The organism is Fulvivirga kasyanovii (assembly GCF_009711405.1).
Taxonomy (GTDB): Bacteria; Bacteroidota; Bacteroidia; order Cytophagales; family Cyclobacteriaceae; genus Fulvivirga; species Fulvivirga kasyanovii.
Window position 1 is genome coordinate 22,261 of sequence record NZ_SMLW01000674.1, and the last position, 20,961, is coordinate 43,221.

Annotated in this window: 10 protein-coding genes; 3 read left to right on the plus strand and 7 right to left on the minus strand. The window is 43.4% G+C overall.

Annotation, left to right across the window (positions count from 1 at the left end; genetic code table 11):
• Positions 1–873: aldose 1-epimerase (locus tag E1163_RS28290; protein ID WP_155176806.1), on the plus strand; the 873-nt coding region annotated here is incomplete at its 5' end.
• A 235-nt stretch (positions 874–1,108) separates the two neighbouring features.
• On the plus strand, positions 1,109–2,539 hold the full coding sequence (locus E1163_RS28295; RefSeq protein WP_155176808.1) for a hypothetical protein: 1,431 nt from the start codon (positions 1,109–1,111) through the stop codon (positions 2,537–2,539).
• A gap of 92 nt (positions 2,540–2,631) precedes the next feature.
• On the opposite strand, the gene treF is transcribed toward E1163_RS28295, so the two are convergent.
• The 7 genes from treF to E1163_RS28330 form a co-directional block, all read right to left on the minus strand.
• Positions 2,632–4,260 (minus strand): alpha,alpha-trehalase TreF, encoded by a 1,629-nt coding sequence (treF, locus tag E1163_RS28300; RefSeq protein ID WP_155176810.1) that lies wholly within the window; start codon positions 4,258–4,260, stop codon positions 2,632–2,634.
• Between the two features lie 28 nt (positions 4,261–4,288).
• Entirely contained in the window at positions 4,289–5,629 is a 1,341-nt protein-coding gene (locus E1163_RS28305) for a vanadium-dependent haloperoxidase (RefSeq protein ID WP_155176812.1), read from the minus strand.
• A 98-nt stretch (positions 5,630–5,727) separates the two neighbouring features.
• Positions 5,728–7,734, minus strand: a complete 2,007-nt coding sequence (locus tag E1163_RS28310) for a kojibiose hydrolase (RefSeq protein WP_155176814.1) — start codon at positions 7,732–7,734, stop codon at positions 5,728–5,730.
• Entirely contained in the window at positions 7,731–11,069 is a 3,339-nt protein-coding gene (locus E1163_RS28315) for a VCBS repeat-containing protein (RefSeq protein WP_155176816.1), read from the minus strand. Before E1163_RS28315 ends, E1163_RS28310 begins: the two co-directional genes overlap by 4 nt.
• Positions 11,070–11,071: 2 nt before the next feature.
• Positions 11,072–14,410, minus strand: coding sequence for a VCBS repeat-containing protein (locus tag E1163_RS28320; protein ID WP_155176818.1), 3,339 nt, complete (start codon positions 14,408–14,410; stop codon positions 11,072–11,074).
• Between the two features lie 121 nt (positions 14,411–14,531).
• Positions 14,532–16,070 (minus strand): RagB/SusD family nutrient uptake outer membrane protein, encoded by a 1,539-nt coding sequence (locus E1163_RS28325; RefSeq protein ID WP_185156241.1) that lies wholly within the window; start codon positions 16,068–16,070, stop codon positions 14,532–14,534.
• Positions 16,071–16,095: 25 nt separating this feature from the next.
• A complete protein-coding gene (locus E1163_RS28330; RefSeq protein ID WP_155176822.1) occupies positions 16,096–19,095 on the minus strand; it encodes a SusC/RagA family TonB-linked outer membrane protein in 3,000 nt (999 codons plus the stop codon).
• A 447-nt stretch (positions 19,096–19,542) separates the two neighbouring features.
• Between E1163_RS28330 and E1163_RS28335 the strand changes: the two genes are divergently transcribed.
• A complete protein-coding gene (locus E1163_RS28335; protein ID WP_155176824.1) occupies positions 19,543–20,571 on the plus strand; it encodes a LacI family DNA-binding transcriptional regulator in 1,029 nt (342 codons plus the stop codon).
• Positions 20,572–20,961 lie beyond the last annotated feature (390 nt).

The following is a 20,961-nucleotide window of genomic DNA, read 5'->3' on the forward strand; positions in this document are numbered from 1 at the left end:
GAAAAAAATATAGGGCTGGAGGTAATACCCGAATTTGGTGCCCGCCTGAATAGTCTTAAGATTTCCTCCGGCTCTGTTTCCGGTATTGAGGTTATTGATGGTTTTTCTTCTGAGGAAGATATATTTAATGATACCTACTATAAAAGCGCCTTGCTTTTCCCCTTCCCTAACCGCCTCAAAGACGGTACTTTCATTGAAAACGGTGTTACCTATAGCTTCCCTCTCAATGAAAGGGTAAGGCACAACGCTATTCATGGTTTTATTGCGGACCTTCCTTTTGAGGTGGAATATATTAATACTACCGTTGAGCATGCAGAAGTGCGGCTTGTGCTTAACCAGGCTACCCCGCTAAAGTACTATCCATTCACTTTCAGGTTCAGCGTGACGTATAAAATCAACAGCCAATCTGATTTTGAAGTAAGCATAAACATTCAAAATACCTCTGCAACACATATGCCTTTTGGACTGGGATGGCACCCTTACTTTACTTTTCCTGAATGGTCTGGTGTGCAGCTTAAAGTAAGTGAAGTAGACCAGGTGGAGCTGAATGAAAGGGCGCTTCCATCAGGAAATGTAAAAAGCTACTCGGCCCTCTCTACTTTTAAGGAGGTTGATGAAATTCAACTTGACGATTGCTTTGTGCTAAAATGCAACGACCGCAACATAGCTCACCTGCAAAATGGCCTGGCTTGCCTGACCATATGGAGAGATGTAGACACTATCCCCTATCTGCAACTGTACACTCCCGGCAGAAACTGCATCGCCATTGAGCCTATGACATGTAATGTTGATGCACTCAATAACAAAATGGGCATAATCAGTCTTGAACCCGGGGGCAGTTACACTACATCTTTCGGGACTTCGGTTTGTTGATTCGTTTACAGTTTACTGTGTTCACTGTTTACCTGTTTTTCTAATTACTAAGCACCAAATACCCGTTTACCTGATACAGTCGTCCGGTGGGTTCGGAGTTGGGAATTGTTTATGGAGAGGCTCAAACCTTTCAAGTGTAAGATTATATTTAATTACAAATAATACAAAGGATTATTATTTTGTTAATTTATAATTAAACACATAAAATTCACAATTCACCTAACCAACCTACCTTATGAAAACCTCCAGAATTTTAACTTTAATGACTGCCTTGGTATTAGGCATATTGTTGTCATCATGTGATGATGAAGAGCACGCGCAACCAGTAGAGCTGGTCAATGTTCAGTTTTCCGGCACCTTAAGTGCTTCCGATATCAATGGGAGAACCCTGGATGATATTGAAGAACCCACACACCTTGTTATCAATGTAATACCTCTTGCAGGTGGAGAACCCCATTTGGATATGGAAAAAATTGAGCTGTATAAAATGGGAGACAGCTATGTAGCAAAAGCTGTGGCACTACCAAAAGGAACTCATATAATTACAGATTTCCTTTTAGTGAGTGCATCAAATAAAGTAGTATATGCTGTACCTAAAGCAGGCTCAGCTTTTGAAAAAGCAGTTTCCAAACCACTACCGCATCAATTTTATATCGGAAAAGATGATGTATTTCATCATAACCTCCAGGTATTAAAAGCTACACCTTATTCTCCCCGGGATTTTGGCTATGCATCTTTTACGGGGCAGGTAGTCAACCCCCTCCGTGTAGCAGCATTTGCATCAGATGATCCGGCTTTACCTACTAATGCATATGGCTCTATTTATCACAATGGCGAGAAGATCAAGGGTTTCTCACTCAGTTCGAAGATAACCCTCATTTCGTTTCCTGGCGAAGTAGATGCTGACTATACTATTGAAATACAAAAAACAGGTTATGCTACGTATGTTAAAGAGTTTAATTACCGTCAGCTCACCGACTCACTGGACAACTTGTTGCTCGAAGTAACGTTGCAAAGGTCATTCACCTTGCTGGCATATATAAACTTTGCCGCCAGCAACGTGTTCAGCATGTCCCTGAAAGGTGATTCCGGCCTTATTTCCATAGATTTTGGTGATGGCACTTCTATGAACCATACCTTAAATAACGACGCCAGCACCTCAGAAATCAGGCATACTTATGCTTCGGAGGGCAACCACCCTATCACTATTACCGGTGACATACACATGATAACAGAATTTTACTCTTATTACGGTGACGGCATGATTGACGAAATAGACCTTACCGGGCTCACAGGATTAGAATCCATTATTTTTGGTCTCACGCGAGGCCCGGAAGTAGTTGATCTCAGCCAATGTGAAAAGCTCAATTTTGTCAACATGGCTGCTATTCCTCAAATGAAAGAACTCATATTGCCCGATGTGAACTTTATCAAATATTTCCTGATCAATGGCTCTACCCAATTGAATACTGCCAATATTGATGACATCATTAATAAAATACATCAGAATGCTGTTTTAAATAATGAGATGGATGGGCAGTTCTTTTATGGCTCAGATTGGGTAGCTGATTCTGGGGATCCTATAGGGCCACCTTCTGCCTCTTCTGTGGCTAAACTTACCGAATTAAGGGACACTTATAACTGGACAATTTTGCCTCCTTTATAAAGGGATGAATGGCTGCAAAATTAATCCAATAAAAAAGAGAATGGCTGTACCTGAGGATTTGGTACAGCCTTTTTCCTGCCATTAAATCAACATCAATTCGCCTCCACAGGCTCCATAGATTTCATGGCATTGACAGTATCTCTCTCAGCAAGTATTTTTTGCAGGGCTATGGCCACTCCGTTGGTCCAGCCGAAGCCGTCCTGTAATGGGTACTCTCCTCCTCCTGCCAGCAACATGGTGTCCAGTACATTGTATTTTTCCATCATCTTGCCTGTGGCTTTGTAAACTTCCTGGTTTCTGTTCAGCCACCTTTCTGCTGCATCATTTCCTTCATCACCATAGCCATAGTAATACAGCCCGTTGATTGTGATCCACTGCAGAGGTGCCCAGCCATTGGGGGCATCCCATTGCTGGCCTGTTTCATTGAGTGTAGTTACAAAACCTCCGGGCTTTAGAAAGTCAGACAGTAGTCGTTCTGCCACAGGTTTGGCCTGGGCTTTTGTAGCCAGCCTAAAGAAAAGTGGATAGGCACCTGCAAGTGACAATACTCCCGTTTTCCGACCTTTCACAAAGTCATAATCCACATAAAACTGATCGGCTTCATCCCATAGGTATTTGTTGATGGCCTGCTTTCTTTTTTCGGCTTTGTTTAGAAACAGGTCAGCATTCTGCAAATCACCTTTCCAGTTGTATCCCTGGGCAATCTTCAATTCGAGGTGGTACAGTAAGGCATTAAGGTCGACTGGAATGATGTCTGTCGTATGAATGGTTTTAAGCGATTTGTGGTCTTCAAACCACCGGCTGCTGTAGTCCCATCCTGACTCTGCCCCGGCTCTCAGGTGGCGATAGGTGGTTTCGACGGGGAGATTGTTTTCATGAACAAGTTCGTAGTCCGGTTTGAATGATTCCGGTCTCGGCAAGGCATAGTTATCCCAATACCGGTTCAGAAAGCTCCCATCGGGCATTAGAACCACTCTTTGATGTGCAGGGGAATTGCTCGTCAGGCTATCTGCTCCATTCATCCAGAAGTTGTACTCTGCCAGTAACTGAGGCAGATAACCCATGAACTGCTCACGCTGCCCTGATGCCACAAGATCAACCATCAGCGAGTAAAAAGGAGGTTGAGACCTTCCTAAATAGTAGTTTCTGTTTCCATTGGGAATAAAGCCGATGGAGTCGATAAGAAAGGAAAAATTATCAACCATATTCACTGCCATCTCTGCCTGGCCAGACTCCACCAATCCTTCCATGGTAAAGTAACTATCCCAGTAGTAGATCTCCCTGAAACGTCCGCCTGGCACAATGTAAGGCTCCGGCAGCGGTATCAAAGATGATAACGGGTCGTATTCATCGGGCTGACGGGTTAGTACAGGCCAGAGGTCAGTGCAATGCTCCACAACAGTTTTGGAGGTATCTGACTTAAAACCGGTTACAGGGGTTACAGGTAATTCGAAATGTTGCAATACAAAGTCTCTCAACACGAACCCTTCTTCCCCCTTCTTTGTCTCGTACAAATTATTGATCTCACTCAGAGGCTGCTTCGGAGTACAATCCACAAAGGTTTTGGAGTCGGGAAAAATGCCGGAAAGCTGCACTTCTTTAAAGAATGGGGACTGATAAAAATCAAATTGCTCGCTCTTCTGTTCTACTGTCTGATTACACGCAGACAAAACGGCCAACGAGACAATTATTGCCTTATACAAATAGGGGATTTGTTTCATATTGGTCTTGTTTAGATATGGTCGGGCCTTATTTGCTGGCCGTCACTTTGGTTTTTTCTTCGGATTTGGTCATTTGAATATTTTGCACAATAAACCTGCCCAATGCCCTACCCTGCTTCACTCCATTTCTGATGGCCGGCATATAGTGAATGCCTCCGTAAAGCCTGCTGATCGCAGCTTCGTCGGAAGCCTCTGTAAATGAATCAAATTCTCTGACTGCCAGCCCGTATCTGGCCTCAGTGCTGTCAGTAAAATGGAAAGGCTCTCCATAAATGGAGGTTAGCGCTACGCCTGCAGCTCCTGAGATAACACTATGGCCGCTGGAGTATTCGGGAAAAGGCGGGGTTTGCAGCAAAGGGGCCCAGTCCTCATCAATGAATTTGTTGATCACGGTTTCGGGGCGTACCAGGTTACTTCTGTATTTCTCGTCCCAGCAACTGATGAACCCATCAGCAAGGGCAATAGAGGTAAGTGCATAGGCCTGTGAGCTTTTCATCAGATCAGCCTGAGATACCTGACTGGCTATCTTTGCTATACCTATCCAGTGGCCTCCCGGGGTTATCTTCTTGGTGGCAAACATCACGTGTCCGTGTACATTCATCACATAAGGGTTACAATCCCAGAAGCTGGCAATTTCCCTTTGTTCGGCATCGAGCTTTTTTCCTGTTTCGTAGACTTCATATGCCTCTTTGTAAAACGGGCTTCCTTCGGTCATATCATACGCCGTTGGAGGCTCGGGCTTAAACTGAGAGGCTGAATCGATAATGAACGGCCTGATTTTGTTCCAATGAGGTTCTATAGCCTCAATATAAGCCGGTGGCGTCGGCTGCCACTTATCAGGGTCATCGCTGAGGGAATACTTCTGAAAGGTACGTGTTTCTTTATAGTTATCTTTATCAGCCCATTTAAAGATATGATCTGTTACCTGCTGGGCGTAGGCTAATGAGTTGTCATAAATGGTCTGATCAAGCCCCATATCAAGCAGTTCCTTATGCCATTGCTGACGGTATTCCTCTATTTTGTCTTCTGAAAAGATCAGCTTCCGGGACGCCAGCAAAAAACCTTCAATAGCGGCTACATCAAAGTCAACTACCGCTGTGGGCTCCGGTATGCTTTCCAGGCCATTGAGCTGGCCTGCCAATGATTGATAGCTCGAATCATTTTGGGCTAAAATTTCATACGCCGTTATGCTTGTATAGGCATAGATCCGGCTGGCAACGGGTGGCGAAAAGATATCATGGACGATAACATCACTAAGCAACTGCATAGAATCGTGAAGCTTGTCTGCTTCAATAGATACATCCTGCTTCGAATCGCGACAGGAAACTGCCACGATCATCATTAAGACCAAAAAATACTTTTTAAACATAACTTCTTTATTTTAAATCTTAGCTGAAGTCTGAAGACTTCGTTTAGTGTAAGATCCAAGTCACCGCTGCGCTAAAGACTTGAACCATTGATTGATCTTTACTTCCACCCTTTTATTTCCAGGGATTTCCATTGTTTAGGTACGTGCTTATCCTTCTGCTCTATACCTTTATCAGTTATTTCCAAACCGCCAAATCCGGAAAGTACTGCCTGAAGCATGCCTCCGGCGCCGGTGGCAAAGTAAGGGTTAGTACCTCCTGCTGTCTCTGAAATAACACCAAATGGAGGTACTTCATTCGGCCTGTAGCTTTTCAGAAAAAGCTCATAGGCTTTATCCATATCCCCCAGCCTGGCATAAAGCGCTGCCAGCACGGACTGTCCCATTGCCGGTCCGTCAGCGGCCATTCTCGGCTCATAGTACTTCAAATCCTTTCTTATCTGTGCTTCATCCGTAATTACATCAAGCGGAAAGGCCAGCAAATTAACATCGGCCTGCTTTATCGTTTCACCATTGTAAGTTGCATTTTCCTTTGTAGTCCCATCGGGAAACTGCAAAAGAGGGATATTCTCTGCCACATGCATCCAGTCCGGGTCAGGTTGGATTCCAAGGGCTTTTGCAGCCTCCGTTGCATACCTGAGGGTCACTTTGGCCATACCATTGGTAAAGGCATTGTTATCAATATTTTCCTGCCACTCATTCGCCCCTATCACATTTTTAATGTCATATTGACCCGGCCCGTTTCTTTCTACTCTGCTGGTCCAGAAATCAGCAACTTCTTTCAGCACGGGATAGCCCCTTGTCCTAAGCCACTCCTTGTCACGGGTAACCTGGTAGTATTTCCAGAAAGCCCAGCCAACATCGCCACTGATATGATGCTGAAAGGGACCTGTCAAAGCCCAGACAGGTGTATCTTCCGAACCGTCATCAGATGACTCCCACGGATACATGGCTCCATCATACCCATGGGCGAAGGCATTTTGCCTGGCAGCATCCAGCCTCCGAAACCTGTACTCGAGTAAAGATTTGGCAATTTCGGGCTGCAACATCAATAAAGGAGGGTACATCCACATTTCGGTATCCCAAAATACATGGCCATTGTAGCCCAAACCTGATAAGCCCATTGGTGACAGGCTATAGGCAGTACCTTCTCGGGCAAAGGAATATAAATGATAAAGTGCCGAACGTACATCTTTTTGTACTTGCAGCTCTCCTTCAATAACTATGTCGCTTTGCCAAAGCTCTTCCCAGGCTGCCTCATGACGCCTCAACAACCTTTCTTTTCCTTCCAGCATAGCGAAGATGGTTAGCCTTTCTGCTTCATTGTGAGGGTCTTCGTAGTGCTCACTGGAAACGGCTGAGGAGACAATTGAAAATTCATACGATTCACCGGCTTTCAGCTTTTTATAGAATTTTGCCAGGTGCATGTTGTAGTCCCAGTCTTCATGGATAAGATCAGGTTCCTGACCATGTTTATCAGGAAAGATAAAGCTGTTGCTGGCAGCCACTTTGTGCTTGCCGGAAGGACTTTGTGCTACGGCAGTAAGCAAGGGTACTTTCACATGTGGGCGGTCTATTTCGCTGTAGTAATTTCTCACATCAACCAAATGGTTTGGCGCTTCTATTACGCTCATAGGCACTACTTCAACCGCTTTTTTGGCTTTGATTTTAACCACTGTCAGTGCGGTATATGGCAAATGCCTTAACGACATCATGGTATGCTCCACACTTACCTTATCACCTACATCAAAAGTAGTGGTCAGTGCAGCTTTTTTCATATCCAATACCTGACGGTAGTTACTTATACCTCCGGCAGTTACTCTTCTGCCATCTACATCGAGATTCATGTTTACATGGTTGAAGGTTTTGAGGATATTGGAAACCCTGCCTCTCTGATAGTAGTCATAAACTCCATTAAGCACCACATCCGAGACTTTCATGGGCTCGGGAGAGGAAACTATGCCGACCATACCATTGGCTACTGTAACCCCATAGTAATTATTAGGATCGATGTCTTTGGCTACAATGTGCCACGGTGATTTTTCAGGGGATTGTCCAAAAGACGCCGTACAGAAAAGTATGCATGTAATGTGTATAATATATTTCATTTCTCTACTAAAAGCTGGTTTACTTTCATGGGTTTAACGACAATGGCTGACTGGTTATTCCTGGCAAATATGTAGGAGGTTTCTCCTGCTATTACAATGGGTTCAATTTTTCTCACTTGTCCCTTAATCTTTAAATTACCAAGATTGCTTGTCGCAAATTTCCCGTTTTTATCAATGGACAGGAGGCTGCCGTAACTGGCATCGTACCGTCCCATCTCTACGTTATTATCATAAAAATTGCCTGCCAGTATTACATCCTGGCTGTCCTCAGTAATGCCTACTGCTGAGGCCGTATTTATGGTTGAAAACTGAAGGTTTGAAGGTAACGGCCTCAGTTTGAAATTTAAATTACCGGTATTTTCAAAATAAGCATTTTCAAGGGTGTTTACCTGCAAGAGTTCAGCTTCGGCAACTTTATCTGCTCCAAATAATTCGGATATGGAGGCTACCGCAAAATCCTGTGCATACAGGTACTTCTTTTTAAGGAAAGGCATCTGCTTGGTAAGTTCAAAATAATTGGCGAATGGTATTTCACGGCCATCCAGGTAATAGGTCATCACCTGATCTACTTGCCCATTATTATCAAAATCCTGAATATACAGGCTTAAAGGCTCATCGAATGTTGGCTTAAAACGAGCATTTTGACCTGTATTACCTGCTATAATGTCCACATCACCATCACCATCATAATCTCTGGCCGACACAAATTTCCACCAGCCGGTATGTTTGCTCACTGCCTGCTTCTTTAATTTATCTCCGTCATTTATAAACAAAGTAACTGCCCCCCATTCCAGGGCCAGTACTAAATCCGGATCTCCATCAAGGTCTATATCAGCCCACTCCCCATTTTTGACCAGGCCGACATCGGACAGGCCCTCTGTGTATTGTGAAGTGACATCTGTAAACTGGCCATTACCCTTATTCAAAAACAAATAGGATTTAGGGATCTTCCCGTAATTGTTTGGTACAGCCCGGCCTCCAAAAAACAGGTCCACAAGGCCATCATTATTGATATCGGCAGGCAAAACGCATGATGCTGTCAAATAGGCGCCTTCCAGGGTGATCTTATGATCAAAGCTTCCACCTCCCTGATTGATATAAATGCGCTGTTGAAGGTACTCTGATTCACCCCAATATTCATTTCCTCCGGAAGCTACTGCCAAATCGAGATCGCCATCGTTGTCTACATCTACAAAAACGGCATCCACATCCTCGAAAACATTATCGTTTTTAATTATTTCCGGTGTTTTCTCAAGGAATGTTCCATCTTTTTGCTGCAGGTAAACCGTACTTTCGTTGCGCTTGGATGAGCCAAAAAACACATCCTCCAGACCATCTCCATTGATGTCTCCAACTGCCAGTGCCGGCCCTTCTGTAGAAACCATAAATGGGATCAGACGCTCTCTGTCAAATTCAACAAAGGGATTTTCCTTATGCTGAAAAATCATATTGGTCTGCTCTGTAATATCAACAAACTGCACCTGCTCTTCCTTTGCGGGTCTGACATGGTATTTTGGAAGGTCACTTTTGTAATTGACAATATGCACTTTATCGTATTTCAGGCCTGTAACATTTTCATAGCCGCCATCGGGCCAGACTACCAAAACAGAGTCTACAAGCGAAGTATCTCCTATACCTATATGACTAACCGGCTCCATGGAAGATTGAAATCCCCGGACGGGAAAGTTCTCGTAAACCAGTTTTTCCCTGCCTTTATACACTATGGTTTTCACACCAATACCAAAGGTATTTTTACCTTCTCCTTTGAACTTTAACCGCAGGTAGTGATTATCACCTCCTCTATTTTCAATCGCTAAGTTTTTATAAACAAAGGGCTCATCGTCGATATTATTAACGATTACATCCAGGTCTCCATCATTATCCAGATCGGCATATGCAGCTCCATTGGAATAGGTATCGGCATTGTTTTTAATGTTTTCCTCCAGGTCTGTAAACTTCAGGTTTCCATCGTTCTTAAGGAATTTGTTAGGTAACTTGATCTGGGGTATTTTATCAATCAACACCAGGTCTTCTTTATCTATCCGGTTAGCCTGTGTTTTCCAGCGGTGATTTTCATTGTTTTCCCTATAGTTCACATAATCGATATCGTTCATGCGCCGGGGAATACCGTTGCTCACAAACAGGTCCTTGTATCCGTCATGGTCAAAATCCATAAACAAAGATGCCCAGGACCAGTCAGTAGCATGTACTCCAGAAAACATACCGATTTCGCTGAACGTACCATCTCCATTGTTGAGTTGAAGGTTATTTCGCGCGAACTGTGCCTGATAGCCATATTTCAGTTTAAATTCATAAATGGCATAATCGTCTTCACCCAGGGAGCTTTTCAGTATTTTAGGATCATAGGGCTGCATGTCGAGGGAAAATATATCATTGTGCCCGTCATTGTTTATATCAGCCATGTCTACTCCCATGGAGAACCGGCTGGTGTGCATGATCTGGCTGTTAAGTACTTCGCTAAACGTGCCATCTCCCTGGTTCAGGTAGAGGTAGTCATTTTCATGAAAATCGTTACCAATATATATGTCCGGCAAGCCGTCTCCGTTCAGGTCACCAGTAGTGATGCCTAGGCCATAACCTATGACCAGGCTATGGATCCCGGAGGCTTCTGTTACATCTGTATATTTACCATTGTCATTCTTATAAAGCTTATCTCCTGAGGTTGGGTGAGTCTTACCAATAAATGATTCCCGCTCTCCAAAGGTGCCGTTTTCGTGTACCGAATGGTTGAGTTGGTAGATATCCAGATCGCCATCCAGGTCATAATCAAAGAACGCCGTCTGGGTGGCAAAACCTACAAAATCGAGGCCGTATTGCTCTGCCTGCTCTTCAAAAACAGGGTAGCCGTTGTTACTACCTTTGTTGATATAAAGCAGGTTCCTTCCTTTCAGCGCCCTGAAATCACCCACCTGGTTGACATAAATATCCAGCAGGCCATCCCCATTGATATCAATCACCGACACCCCTGTGGACCAGCCTCCTGCTCCGTCAACACCGGCTTTGGAGGTGATATCTTCAAATTTCAAATTTCCCTGATTGAGAAACAGCTTATTTGCACCCTGGTTGCTGGCAAAATACAGATCAGCCAGGCCATCGTTATTGAAATCCCCAACGCCTACTCCTGCCCCATTAAAAAAATACATATAGCTGAACACATTGAATTCATTGGTCTGTTCCAACTTGTTTTCAAAGTCCAGGCCGGTAACATCTTTTCTCAGTAACTCAAACTGATACTGTACCGGATCTTCCTGCTCACACCCTGTAAAGAAGCACAATACAGCCATCGTACTCAGAATCGTAAAAACTCTCAACATCACTATTTCTGGTTTACTGGTTTATTTAGTTTAAGTACTACAGGTTTATCATTATTTCGCATTACGAGTATTTGCTCCGTCTCTCCTATGCTGATCGCTGAAAATTGGCGGATGTCTCCTTTGACAAAAAAGCCTGATTCGGAGCTGTCCACAACTCTAAAACTGCCTTCCCCATTATTGATAAGCACTTGCCCGTAGCTGGCGTCAAGTTTAGAAAACTGAGGCAGAAAAGCCGAATTATTACCTCCCAGGATCAGATCTATGTAACCATCTTTATTGATATCTGTGGTGTAAATGCTATTCACACTGGAGAGTTGGGTTTTGGCCGGTAGCGGAACCATTGTAAATTTACCTTTTCCGTCATTAAGCGCTACGGATGATTTAAACCATGTGCCTTGCCTCACCGTTGCCTTTTGTAAAACATCTGCGGCAAAAAGTTCCTGAATGGATTTATCTGCAAACTGGGAATGTTTTAAATTTTGTTTCTTCAGGCTGGCAATCTGTTGGGTCAGTTCCTTCTTCAGGTGGATACTTACGTCCCTGCCGTTAAGGCTGCGGGTGAGGATTTTATCTACGGTACCGTTATCATCAAAATCGTGAACCCATAGCTTGGCAGGGGCATCAAAAGTACCTGAAAAATAGAAGTTCTCTCCCCGGTTCCCGAGGATCAGGTCCTGGTCGCCATCGTTATCAATATCCGCTGTTGCTACGGAATTCCACCAACCGCTGTAGCCCTCCACACCTGTAGTAATCTCTTTTAGGTCTCCTCCCGTTATTTCAAGAACTATCGGGGACATCCACTCTCCTACTATAACCAACTCCTGCTTACCATTTCCATTGATATCGGTGAGGGTGGCATCGGTGATCATTCCAACGTTCTTAAGCAAAGCGGCCTTTTCAGCCGTAACATCGGCAAACCTGCCCCCTCCATCATTTTGGTAAAGGTAGCTTCTCGGTGAAACCCCATAATTTCCAGGGACACTACGGCTACCTACAAACAAGTCAAGATCGCCATCGGCATCAAAATCCAAAGGTACAGCTACAGCGGTGTTGTAGCCATTATTTGGAAAGGCCTCTCCAAATAATTTAAAATTACCTTTGCCGTCATTAAGGTAAAGACGATCCTGCATGGCCACAGCCCCCTGATAATCATGATTACCTCCGGAGCCTACAAACAGGTCCTGATCACCATCACCGTCAGCATCAAAAAACCGGGCCTCAGTATCTTCAAAATAAGCTGCCTTTTCAATTTCAGGCTGTTCTGAGCGTACAAGGCCATCTGTGCCCTGAATATAAAGTTGACCGGCCTGCTTGTATGCTCCGCAAATAAATGCATCTTCAAGGCCATCACCATTGACATCGGCAACTGCTGTTTTGGGTCCTTCACGGCTAAGCATCCTTATCACGAGACCTTCTTTGTAAAAATCCACAAAATCGTCTTCATGGTGTCCTTCAAAACCGGATGAATCTACTTGTATCCAGGTAGCAGTCTTACTGGCTACAGGCGTATAGTCTGGCAATTTCACTGCCCCAGCCTGCGTGATAGTCAATAGCGTATCGATAGCAGATGGTGAAACAACAGAAACGCTTTGATCAGGCCAAACCACTTGCAATGAATCTACCTTATCCACACTGCCCAGCCCAAATATGACGTTGTAGTCAACAGATGACTGGAACCCCCGTGATGGAATCAGCTCTGAACTGATCGTGCCTTCCTTATGGTACAGGGTTAGTTTTGATCCAATGGCATGGCTATTAGTACCTGAACCCTTCAACTGAACTTTCAGGTAATGGTTGCCCGTGGTTTCCTGCGTATTGTTTTTAAAAACAAAGGCTTCCTGGTTCACATTATTGATCACAAGGTCAAGATCTCCGTCATTGTCCAGGTCTCCATAGGCCGCACCGTTTGAGAAAGAAGGTATATTTTCTGCATGCTCAGAGATGTCGTCAAACTGCAGGTCTTTGTTATTTATGAACACTTTATTCTTTATCGGATTGGAAGGCATCTTGCTAATGATGCTGTTGATATCATCTTTACCACCTGCCAAGGCCATTTTCTGGATCATATCATTGGCAAAAAAGTCTATAAAATCCTGGTCGGTGACATCATGATAGATCCCATTGCAAACATAGATATCACGATACCCGTCGTTGTTGATGTCAAACAAAAGTGCTCCCCAGCTCCAGTCTGATGACGAAACACCGCTGTAGTAAGCAACTTCGCTAAAACTGTTGTTTCCATTATTCAATTGCAGGGTGTTCTGCATGTATTGATGATAAAAGTCCCGGTCTAGTTTGAGTTCATAAACACTGTAGGGTTCGAAAGATGAAGTTGATTTTAGCCTTTGATCATTGTCGGGAAGCATGTCGGTAACAAAAATATCAGGCTTGCTGTCGTTATTGATGTCCGCCATATCTGCTCCCATGGAAAAGGCACTGATGTGTCCCATCTGGTCTTTAATGCGCTCTTTAAATGTGCCGTCCTGCTGATTAAGATATAGGTAATCACGCTCGAAAAAATCATTGGACACATAAATATCTTCCCAGTTATCTCCATTCACATCACCTACGGTTATACCCAGTCCAAAACCTATGAGACTGTTATATATTCCGGCTTCATGGGTTATGTCTACGAACTTTCCTCCTTCGTTTTTAAGGAATTTATCTCCTCCGCCTTTTAGAAAATCCTTCACGGGCCACTGGTCAGCAGGCAATTCACGCTTGTTGCTATAGTTAAGCGTGTTAACCGGCATAAAACTGTTATTGAGGATATAGACGTCAAGATCGCCGTCCTTGTCGTAATCGAAAAAGGCCGCGTGTGTGGTGTAACCATTCTCATCAAGACCATACTCTGTCGCCTTTTCCGAGAAGGTTAGGTCTCCGTTATTGATGAATAATTCATTCTTCTGATCACTGCCTTTCCTGTATCCTGCGTTACATACATAGATGTCCAGAAGGCCGTCAGCATTTATGTCAACAAGTACTACACCTGTACTCCATTTATCCGCACTGGCTACACCGGCTTTAGAGGTAATGTCTTCAAACTTTAAATCTCCTTTGTTGAGATAAAGCTTGTTTTCGCCCATGTTACTGGTAAAATAGACATCCTGCAAGCCATCGTTGTTGATGTCTCCAATGGCTACTCCGCCTCCATTATAAAAATTGCGGTAGAGGAAAATGTTGAAGTCCTTTGTATTCTGAACGTTGTTAACAAAGTCAATTCCTGTGTGCTCTTTATTTACTTTCTCAAATACCCATGGCTGATCGGCTTCCGAAGATTGGCAAGCCAGAAGAGAGGATATAATAACAGAGCATAAGATTAGGTTGATAGATAATCTCATAAGTTCTAAAGAATAGATCCAAAACTGTAATAGCACAGTATGCTATCCCTTAAGTTAAGGATTTTTTCAAAAAAAAGGCCACCCAGCTAGGGATGGCCTTTGGGGAAATACATTTCTTTAATTAATAACCCGGGTTTTGTTCCAATTCTGGGTTTGTAGAGATTGCCTCCGAAGGTATCGGGAACAATAGTCTTGTTTTATCCGATGGTGAAGGCTTTTCCTGCCATGTACCGAGGAAACTATTGAAGCGGATCTGATCGTTTCTTCTCCAGCCTTCCCAGTATAGCTCTCTGCTTCTTTCATCAAGCAGATCCTGCTCAGAAAGCGATGCCAGAGGTGTAGCTCCGCGAATTGTTCTCACCTGGTTAACTATATCCAGGGCCGTTTCACTGGAGGTTCCTCCCCTTAAGATTGCCTCCGCTTTCATCAGCAATGCATCGGCGTATCTTAAAATAACATAATCATTGTCAGGAGCATCTCCTTCTGTAGTAAAGTCAGGTGGATATTTGATAGCTCGTATTCCTGTCACCTCCAGGTTAGGACCGGTTTCTAACAAATTAAAATCTTCAGTAAACACCAGGGGATTACCTGCTCTGTCTTTAAGAGGCTGTCCGGCAGCATTGTACTGCTGCCCAACCAACAACCCTGCATTTAAACCACTTCCACTAGCTGCAAGGTACGGCAGTTCGGTATACAATCTCTGATCTCCTGGCTCAAACCTGTTGTACAGATCACTCAAAGCCACAAAACCATTCCAGCCACTTGGATTCTGATTATAATGCAAAGTCATGAACCAGTAGGCCCTGGCATTACCGGCAGCGGCACCACTGGTATTTTCAGAAACAAATATTAATTCTTCTGATGCGTTTCCATTGTCTGGAATAAAGTTATCAAAATAATTTACGTCAAGGGAACGACCTGTTATAGCATCTACATATTCTACTACCTTGGTCATATCGGCCGCAGCAAAATTATAGGGGCCTTCCTGAGCGCCTCCATCTGGATCTGTGGCTTCATATACTGCTTTATTCAAATAAAGCTTGGCAAGCAAAGCACGGGCAGCATTTTGTGTCGCCAGGGCTGGCGAACCAGTAGCGGTCGGCAAATCATTTAAAACCGCCTCAAGTTCTGCGATAAGCACCGCAGGTGCTTCAGCCCTTGTTAAAAGCTGTGTGGGCGGATTTAAAAGGTTTTCATTACATGCTCTTCTGGGTATTTTACCAAAATTATCCAGTACAAGAAAGTCGTTATATACGCGTAAGAAAGTGGCCTGGGCGGCAACCGAACCTGTTGCTCCGTTACACAGTACCTGTTGGGCGTTATATGCATTTCTGTTGGTAGTCCTCCACACGTTGTTAATATACGCGTGAGCGGTTGTCCATGAATGGCGGTGCAATACGCGCCATATACCAGCATCATCCCAGTCACGGCCCCTGGTAGGCCCAGCCATTTCATCAGTAGGGTGCTGTGTTACAACCAGCAGGTTATCCTGGCTTTGCAGGTCCCGTAAGTTACCATATGCTCCATTCAAAAGTTGCTCAAGGTCTACGTCAGAATCAGCTCCTTCGGCAATACCATCATTGAGCTCTTCTTCCAAATCGCTACACCCAAAGGTGAAGAGAAGGGTAATTATTAAAATATAGGAAAATAAATTTTTCATAGTAATTAACGTTTTCATGATCTAACTAAAATTGAACTCTTAAACCCACTGTAAATGTGCGAGCTCTAGGGTAAGCTGCGTAGTCAATCCCAAAGGAAGGAACTTCGTCAATAGACTTATTGACGTTTACTTCCGGGTCAAACCCGTCATACCCTGTTAGAACAAATAAATTCTGCCCGGTAACAAACAGCCTTAAAGACTGTACCCATGGTGCTATGTCACCAGAACCAAACGTGTAGCCTAAGGTTAAATTAGTCAACCTTAAGAAATCTGCATCCTCTAAAAACTGTGTGGAAGGTACCGGAGAGTCTCCACCACCCTGCTCAGAAGATAATACCCTTTCATCTACATTAGCTCCTCCATTGAGCGCTGCTCTGCTAAAAAGTGCCAAAGCTGTGTTGTCAAAAACCTGATGCCCAAAAGCTCCATTGAAATATATACTGGCATCAAATTTTTTATAGCTCACTGAAGACCTGAAACCTAATGTCATATCCGGGTTAGGAGACCCTACAAATTTTCTGTCTCCATTGCCTGGCCCTACAATACCACTGGCAGTATTTTCACCATCTCCATTTAAGTCTTCAAAAGTAGATAACCCATTTTCATCATATCCGGTAAATACGGGCAGGTAAAAAGCGTACAATTCCTGGTTGTCATATAGAAGTTGTGCTCTCTGGTTACTCAAACCCTGGCCATTAATTTCACCGGTAATAATACCATCAGGGAAGATCCCTGACACGTTTTTAATCTCGTTGTTAAAGAAGCTTATATTAAAACCAACATCAACTGAAAGATCCTGTTTATCAACTGCAACTGCATCAAGGTTAAAGTCTATACCTGAGTTATTAACCGTAACGCCATTCAAATTTCTCCATACAAAAACATCAGGAGCCTGTTGGGCTACTCTCAGCCTGAACAACAAATCTTCAGTCTCTTTCTGATAGTAGTCAATTGAACCTGTAAGCCTGTTATCAAAGAAGCCAAAATCAATACCAAAGTTATATTGAGTAGTCTCCTCCCAGGTCAACCCCGGGTTACCAACAATAGTTTGCTGAATTCCTGATCCGTCATCAAGAGGCTTGTACTGATCCTGAGCCGAACCGGAAGGAAATTCCTGGTTTCCGGTGATACCCCAACCCAGCCTAAGCTTCAAATCGGTGAATAACTCCGGAACAAATGCTTCATCGGCCAAACGCCAGGCTACTGCCGCCGAAGGGAAATACCCGTATTTATTGTCTTCTCCAAATCTGCTTGAGCCATCGGCACGGAAAGTTGCTGTAACCAGGAATTTATCAAAAATACTTAAGTTAACCCGGCCAAAGTATGACTGCAATTCATCATCAGGATTTGTAAATGATTCATTCTGATTCGCAGGAAAACTACTGGCAAAATTTAAATTATTAGTATATAGCGACTGATTGTCAACTAAGAAACCTACTCCACGCTGATTGCTTCCTCTTCTTATAAACTTCTGATAAGAGTACCCTACCAGCGCATTTATATTCAAATCGTCGTTAAGATCTCTTGTAAAGTTCAAGGTATGCTCAATCAAACGGGAAGAGGCTTTTATATTCTCGATGTTACCTATACCACCACTTCCAGAGGCAAAGTTGGCATTTAAAGCCCTTGACACTGCAACTCGTCTTTCGGATTCAGACCTGTCTATACCAAAGTTAATCTTATAGTCCAGGCCTTCGATAATATTAACTGTAGCTGAAATGTTTCCGAAAATACGTGTCGTTTCGGTTTCATCATCATAATATTCAAGGAACGCCAAAGGGTTACGCTCATTATCACTGGGTTGAATTAATTCACCATTGGCATCTCTGAAAGGCCTTGTGGGGTTCCATCTTAAAGCAGAGATCAGCATGTCTCCTTCTGCCCCGACGTTATCCGCTAATGCAGCACCTTCATCACCCACAAAACTGGCGATCAGACTACCTTGAAGCTTAACCCTTTCATCAAGAACACTTTGTCCAATGTTAACAGTTCCTGAGTATTTCTCCAGTCCGGTGCTTTTTATAACACCTTCCTGATCCTGCACACCTAATGAAATACGATAGCTACCTCCACTCTCAGTAGTACCACCGTAAGAAAGGTTGTGGTCCTGAGTAAAGGCTGTTCTGGTAATTTCATCAAAAGCATCTACATCTGCGCCATAATGAAGGTTAGTGTTAGGCACTTCACTTACAAACTCGCTGGCAGACAATAAATCGTACTTTCGGTTCTCTGGTATGCTGCTGGAGCTAAAAGAGGCTGAATAAGTAAGCTCAGGCTTTCCTTTTTTCCCTTGCTTGGTAGTAATAATTACTACACCATTGGCACCACGAGAACCATAAATGGCTGTTGCAGAAGCATCTTTAAGTATGTTAATAGAAGCAATATCGTTTGGATTGATAAAGTTAAGAGGGTTCCTTGCACTTACACGGCCGGCACCAACATCAGCACCGGCGCTGATATCCCTACCATCCAAAGGCACTCCATCCAGTACTATCAACGGATCATTTCCGGCGCGAATAGATGACGCACCACGTATTCTAATACTTGTTGCGGCTCCAGGCTCTCCACTATTGCTAACAACCTGCACACCAGAAACACGTCCCTGGATCAGTTGCTCAGGTGAAGTCTGGAAACCTTTGTTAAATTCCTCCTCATCCACAACAGCAACAGCTCCCGTAGCATCAGATTTTTTAACAGTACCATAACCAATAACCACAACCTCTGAAAGTTGAGTAACATCGCCTTCAAGGGCTACATCCACAACGTTCCGGGAGCCAATGGCTACTTCCTGATTTTTATATCCGATAAAGGAAAAGATAAGTGTGGCGTCATCGCCGACTGATAAGGAATAGTTACCATCGATGTCTGTAACTGTACCATTGCTGGTACCTTTTTCTAAAATATTAACACCTGGTAATGGAGATCCATCGCTGGGATCGGTGACCTTACCGGTCACTGTTCGTTGTGCCAGCAAGCTACCGTAGCTGACCAACATAAACGAAAATAGTAGTAAAATTTTCTTCATAGGGGGTTAGATTTAAAAAAGAATAAAATTTGTATTATTTCATGTCACATACTATTACTGGTTATCAATATGACACACTTTTACCCCTGACTATGAGTACTTTTTGACAATAAATATGGGGTAAGACTCGTATGTCTATTACCAATAATAATCATTTAGAAGGCACTTTTCCTAATAAAAATGGTCGTATTTTACCGAAAACGTCGCCGCAAACGTTTGCATTGAATGATTAATTATAACGCCTCTCATATAATTGACCTTTTCTAAGAGGTGATCGGAAATTTGAATTTTTACAATATGACTGGCTCAGAAAGAGGCTCTTGGAAGTTTGGTCTAAAAATGGTAGCATTGAGATTAGTTGAATAAGTTAAGGCGTATAATCCTTCTATTAATAAGGTAGAAGAAGTGTTTTCTGCCCCATACCAACGCCGCGTAAAAGGATATATAATGAAGAGTAATCAAATTACTATTAAAGACATTGCCCGAGAACTGGATATTTCACCTTCTACTGTTTCCAGGGCATTGAAGGATCACCCCGATATCAGCCCAAAAACTAAAAAACAGGTAAGAGAACTGGCAGAAAAACTCAATTATCAACCTAATAGTATAGCTCTTAGTCTGCGTAGCAGCAAAAGCAATACTATAGGTGTGGTAATACCTCAGGTTGTACATTTCTTTTTTTCTACTATTATCAGTGGTATTGAGGATATTGCTTATGCGGCAGGCTACAGCGTAATGGTAGCACAAAGCAACGAGTCTTATGACCGTGAGGTGATGGACACAAAAGCCCTGTTTAACAATCGTGTGGATGGTATATTAGTGTCTATGTCACGGGAAACTACTGACTATGCTCATTTGGAGTTCCTGCACAACCGGGGAATACCTATGGTATTTTATGATCGCGTGTGCGATTCTATAGATTGCAGCAAGGTGGTTGTAGATGATTTTGATGGTGGATACCGCGCTACAAAACATTTGATAGAACAGGGCTATAAAAGAATAGCCCACCTGGCAGGGCCTCATAGTCTGCATATGTTCAGGCAACGCCTTGATGGTTATAAAAAAGCCTTACAGGAGCACGGACTGCCCATAGACGAAAGCCTGATACTCCCTGAAAATGCCTCCGATGATGAAAATGTAGCCAAAGAACTCACCGAACGCTTGCTAAACCTTGATGAAAGACCCGATGCCATTTTTGCCAATAATGATATTGCTGCCCTGGGAGCTATGATCACAATTAAAGAGCATGGATTGAAAGTTCCCTCAGATATTGGCATCGTAGGTTTTAGTAACTGGAGGTTTACAGCATTAACTGAACCTACTATCACCACAGTAGCTCAGCCCGGCTTTGAAATGGGGCAGGAAGCCGCCCGCCTGCTCATTGAAGCTATCGAAGCCAAAGATGATGAAGTGATCACTTCCGTAACCAAAGTATTGAAAACAGAGCTTGTGGTAAGAGGATCATCAGTTAAGTAAGTTTACAGTTTACTTATTTACCGTTCACTGGTCGCGGTTGAGGAAATCTTTTTCTGCACCGTCATTATGAGGGGGTACGACGAAATAATCCCCAATCTCGGGGCACAAATTGATTTCGCACCTCGAATTCAGTTTGCTGCTTATAATAAGGGGATTGCTTTGCCGCTTGTGGGCAGGTTTGTATCTCACTTCGCACGATAACAGTGAACTTCCCTAATTAGAAGTTGACTGGTTCCAAACCAAAACCATATTGTTGAAAATGCTAAAACTTCTGTTATTAACTTTCATTATGGTTTAAAACATCCTTATAATCCCCTCCAATGCTGTTAAAGTTATTAAGGCCGCACTTCAAATGCCTGCCTGTTTTGTCCCTACAGGACAATCTGATCT

Bases quoted from the DNA above. Each gene is read 5' to 3' on its own strand.
- E1163_RS28295 (WP_155176808.1), top strand. From the start codon at position 1,109: ATGAAAACCTCCAGAATTTTAACTTTAATGACTGCCTTGGTATTAGGC.
- treF (WP_155176810.1), bottom strand. From the start codon at position 4,260: ATGAAACAAATCCCCTATTTGTATAAGGCAATAATTGTCTCGTTGGCC.
- E1163_RS28305 (WP_155176812.1), bottom strand. From the start codon at position 5,629: ATGTTTAAAAAGTATTTTTTGGTCTTAATGATGATCGTGGCAGTTTCC.
- E1163_RS28310 (WP_155176814.1), bottom strand. From the start codon at position 7,734: ATGAAATATATTATACACATTACATGCATACTTTTCTGTACGGCGTCT.
- E1163_RS28315 (WP_155176816.1), bottom strand. From the start codon at position 11,069: ATGTTGAGAGTTTTTACGATTCTGAGTACGATGGCTGTATTGTGCTTC.
- E1163_RS28320 (WP_155176818.1), bottom strand. From the start codon at position 14,410: ATGAGATTATCTATCAACCTAATCTTATGCTCTGTTATTATATCCTCT.
- E1163_RS28325 (WP_185156241.1), bottom strand. From the start codon at position 16,070: ATGAAAAATTTATTTTCCTATATTTTAATAATTACCCTTCTCTTCACC.
- E1163_RS28330 (WP_155176822.1), bottom strand. From the start codon at position 19,095: ATGAAGAAAATTTTACTACTATTTTCGTTTATGTTGGTCAGCTACGGT.
- E1163_RS28335 (WP_155176824.1), top strand. From the start codon at position 19,543: ATGAAGAGTAATCAAATTACTATTAAAGACATTGCCCGAGAACTGGAT.